The following is a 3,990-nucleotide window of genomic DNA, read 5'->3' as shown; positions in this document are numbered from 1 at the left end:
CGCCGGCACCCTGCTCCTCCTGCTGCCCGTCCTGGCCTGGGCCGGCTGGGCGCTGAACAGCACCGCGCTCGACGACGACACCGCCCGGGGCATCGGGCTGCGCCCGGTCGCCCGCCGGATCGGGCTCGCCGGCACCGGTGTGATCGCCGCCGCGATGGTCACCGCCCAGGTCGGCGCGGTGGATTTCGTCGCCCTGGTCGCACCGCAGGTGGCCCGGCGGCTGGTCCGGGCCGAGCGACCGCCGCTGCTCTGCGCCGCGCTGCTCGGTGCCCTGCTGCTGGTGCTGGCCGACCTGGCCGGCCGGCGGCTCTTCGCGCCCACCCAACTGCCGGCCGGCGTGCTGACCGCCGCGATCGGCGGCCCCTACCTGCTCTACCTGCTGCTCCGCGGTCGCCGGAGGCCGTCGTGACCAACACCGGCAACCGGCGTTCCCCCGGGCAGCCCTCCGCTGACCCCCGACAAGGAGGCGTGATGCTCTCCACCCGCGATCTGGTCGCCGGCTACCACGAGCGGACCGTGCTGGACGGGCTGGACCTGGACCTGCCCGTCGACGCGTTCACCGTGATCGTCGGGCCGAACGCCTGCGGCAAGTCCACCCTGCTGCGGACCATGGCCCGGCTGCTCACCCCGCGACGCGGCACCGTGCTGCTGGACGGCGCCGCCATCCGGGAACTGCCCACCCGGGAGGTGGCCCGCCGGCTCGGCGTACTGCCGCAGAGCCCGCTGGTGCCCGAGGGCGTCACCGTGGCCGATCTTGTCGGCCGCGGGCGGCAGCCGTACCAGCGCTGGTGGCGGCAGTGGTCGGAGCAGGACGGCGCGGCGGTGGACCGGGCGATGCGGCTGGCCGACGTCGCCGACCTCGCGGACCGGCCGGTGGACACCCTCTCGGGCGGCCAGCGGCAACGGGTGTGGATCGCCATGACCCTCGCCCAGGACACCGAGGCGCTGCTGTTGGACGAGCCGACCACCTTCCTCGACCTGGCCCATCAGGTGGAGGTGCTGGACCTGCTGCACCGGCTGCGCGCCGAGCGGGGCCGCACCGTGGTCGCCGTGCTGCACGACCTCAACCAGGCCGCCCGGTACGCCGACCACCTGATCGCGATGCGGGCCGGCGCCGTGGTGGCCGCCGGGCCGCCGCGCGCGATCCTCACCGCGGACCTGGTCCGCGAGGTGTTCGGGCTCGACTGCGTGGTCGTGCCCTGCCCGGTGACCGGGGCACCGCTGGTGGTGCCCGCGCTCACCAGTCCCACGCTGGCCGCCGGTGCCGGCTCTTCGGCCGCCGGATCGCCCGGTGCCGTCCCACTCACCGGCGAGGACGTCCTCGCCGGCTCGTACCCCTCGGAAGGAATCTGATGCGTCGTCTCGTCGCCACCCTCACCGCGGCCGCCGCCCTCGGCGTCGTGCTCACCGCCTGCGGGGCCAGCGACCCGGTCGCCGGCACCGTCGCCGGGGAGACCCGGGAGATCACCCACGCGATGGGCACCACCAAGGTGCCGATCGCGCCCAAGCGCGTCGTGGTGCTCGACACCGACAAGATCGACACCGCGCTCTCCCTCGGTGTCACCCCGATCGGCGCCGCCACCGCCGGCGAGGCGAGGAGCTGGCCGACCTACTTCGGCGAAGACAAGCTCGCCGGAATCAAGGAGGTCGGCGTGCTCACCGAGCCCGACCTGGAGGCGATCAACGAGCTCAAGCCGGACCTCATCCTCGGCAGCAAGTTCCGTCAGGAGAAGTTCTACGACGAGCTGTCCGCGATCGCGCCGACGGTCTTCACGGAGATGGTCGGCATCACCTGGAAGGAGAACCTCCTCCTGGACGGCACGGCGCTCGGCAAGGAGCAGGAGGCCAAGGAGCTGCTCGCCGGGTACGAGGCGCGGGCCAGGGAATTCGGTGCCAAGCTGGGTGACGCCGCCGCCCGCAAGGTCTCCATCGTGCGGTTCATGCCGACCGAAATCCGGGTGTACGGGCCGGACTCGTTCTCCGGCATCGTGATCGGCGACACCGGTCTGGGCCGGCCCGAGCGGCAGCTGCTGACCGGCAAGGAGGACCGGCGGATGGACCGGGTCAGCCCGGAGCGGATCAGCGAGGTCGACGGTGACACCATCTTCGTGACCGCGTACGGGCAGAAGGCCGCGGCGGAGCAGGCCAAGGTCACCGGCGGCACGCTGTGGCAGGGCCTGTCGGCCGTCAAGGCGGGCAAGGCGCACGTCGTCTCGGACGAGATCTGGATGACCGGCATCGGCGTGGGTGCCGCCAACAAGATCCTCGACGACCTCGAAACGTACCTGGCTGCCTGACCGGCGAGCAGGGCCCGCACCGTCGACTGCACCTCGGCGATTCCGCTGGACGACGTTCACCGGTTGCCGGCGCGAGGGAGGTCGACGGTCGGGTCAGCCGGCGAGCAGGTCGGCGTGGGCCGCGCGCAGCCGGGTCAGCGCGGGATCGGTGCCCGGCGGGAACCGGCGATCCAGCTCGGCCCACACCTCGGCGAGCGCCGCGGTGACCGCCCGCAGCTCGGCGGCGTGACGGCGGGCGCTCTGCTCGCGCTGGGCCTCGAGGCGCCGGGACCACCCGGCGGTGACCTCGGCGAGCCGGTCGGCGTCGGCACCGGCCTGGGCGGCGGTGCGGGCGACGCCGACCGGCACGATCGCGGCGACCGGCCGGGAATCGCCGTCGCGGGTGACCACCGTGACGGTGTCGGTCAGCTCCGCCATCGCGACGAGCTGACTCAGTCGGGTGCGCGCCTCGCGCAGGGGCAGCGAGCGCGGTGGGGTGTTTCGTGGAGTGAGGGCGGGGACAGCCATGAATACATCCTCGGTACCGGGTACGACACTTTCCGCAACCGTCCACGAGGGAGAGTGTCGCCGAGGCCGGCGTGACAACCACCCCGGGCACCCCTGGACATCCACAGTAAACAAACTTAATAATTGTGCATCCGTCGATCGATGGTCCTCGTCCCCCGGGAGGTCCGGATGCGTCGCCCCGCCCGACACCTGCTGCTGGCCGCCCTCGCGGCCCTGACCACCGCCGCCGCCACCACGCTCGTGCTGGCCACCCCGGCGCTGGCCGCCGGCCCCACCGCCACCTTCGTCAAGACCGCCGACTGGGGCACCGGATGGGAGGGCAAATACACCATCACCAACGGCGGATCCAGCACCATCACCTCCTGGCAGGTCGCCTTCAGCCTGCCCGCCGGAACCACCCTCGGCACCTACTGGGACGCCACCGTCAGCACCGTCGGCCAGCGGCACACCTTCACCAACCGCTCGTGGAACGGCACCGTCGCCCCCGGCGCCTCGGTCTCGTTCGGCTTCCTGGCCACCGGTTCGGGCTCCCCCACCGACTGCCTGCTCAACGGCGCGCCGTGCGGCGGCGGCACCCCGACCAGCCCACCCACCACCGCCCCGCCGACCACCCCACCACCGACCACCACCCCACCGACCACCCCACCGCCGACGACCACCCCACCGACCACTCCCCCGCCGACCACACCGCCGGCCGGCGGCATCCCCCGCCGCGCCCTTATCGGCTACCTGCACGCCAGCTTCGCCAACGGCTCCGGCTACCTGCGGATGGCCGACGTGCCGGCGGACTGGGACATCATCAACCTCGCCTTCGGCGAGCCGACCTCGGTCACCTCCGGCGACATCCGGTTCCAGCTCTGCCCCGTCAGCGAGTGCCCGGGCGTGGAGAGTGAGGCCGCGTTCATCGCGGCGATCCGCGCCAAGCAGCAGCAGGGCAAGAAGGTGCTGCTCTCCATCGGCGGTCAGAACGGGCAGGTCCAGCTGACCACCACCGCCGCCCGGGACACCTTCGTCCGCTCGGTGTCGGCGATCGTCGACCGGTACGGCCTGAACGGGCTCGACATCGACTTCGAGGGCCACTCCCTCTACCTGAACGCCGGCGACACCGACTTCCGCAACCCCACCACCCCGGTGATCGTCAACCTGATCGCCGCGATCCGGACGCTGAAGCAGCGCTACGGACCGA

5 protein-coding genes are annotated in these 3,990 nt (G+C 72.7%); 4 read left to right on the top strand and 1 reads right to left on the bottom strand.

The window, feature by feature from the left end; translation table 11 throughout:
• From AB0M52_RS31800 to AB0M52_RS31790, 3 genes are all read left to right on the top strand, one after another.
• A partial coding sequence (locus tag AB0M52_RS31800; RefSeq protein WP_363961356.1) for an iron chelate uptake ABC transporter family permease subunit occupies positions 1-409 on the top strand: 409 nt, incomplete at its 5' end.
• Positions 410-471: 62 nt separating this feature from the next.
• Positions 472-1,353: an ABC transporter ATP-binding protein gene (locus AB0M52_RS31795; protein ID WP_363961354.1), complete on the top strand. Its 882-nt coding sequence runs from the start codon at positions 472-474 to the stop codon at positions 1,351-1,353.
• Positions 1,353-2,297: an iron-siderophore ABC transporter substrate-binding protein gene (locus AB0M52_RS31790; RefSeq protein WP_363961352.1), complete on the top strand. Its 945-nt coding sequence runs from the start codon at positions 1,353-1,355 to the stop codon at positions 2,295-2,297. The genes AB0M52_RS31795 and AB0M52_RS31790 overlap by 1 nt, the downstream gene beginning before the upstream one ends.
• Positions 2,298-2,390: 93 nt before the next feature.
• On the opposite strand, the gene AB0M52_RS31785 is transcribed toward AB0M52_RS31790, so the two are convergent.
• Positions 2,391-2,804: a type II toxin-antitoxin system Phd/YefM family antitoxin gene (locus AB0M52_RS31785; protein WP_363961350.1), complete on the bottom strand. Its 414-nt coding sequence runs from the start codon at positions 2,802-2,804 to the stop codon at positions 2,391-2,393.
• Positions 2,805-2,993: 189 nt separating this feature from the next.
• Between AB0M52_RS31785 and AB0M52_RS31780 the strand changes: the two genes are divergently transcribed.
• Positions 2,994-3,990, top strand: a 997-nt coding sequence (locus AB0M52_RS31780; RefSeq protein WP_363961358.1) for a cellulose binding domain-containing protein, incomplete at its 3' end; no start/stop codon positions are given.

This window comes from Micromonospora sp. NPDC051296 (assembly GCF_040682255.1).
Lineage (GTDB): Bacteria > Actinomycetota > Actinomycetes > Mycobacteriales > Micromonosporaceae > Micromonospora > Micromonospora craterilacus.
The sequence above is the reverse complement of the archived record's forward strand: the minus strand, read 5'-3'. Positions and strand labels throughout refer to the sequence as shown.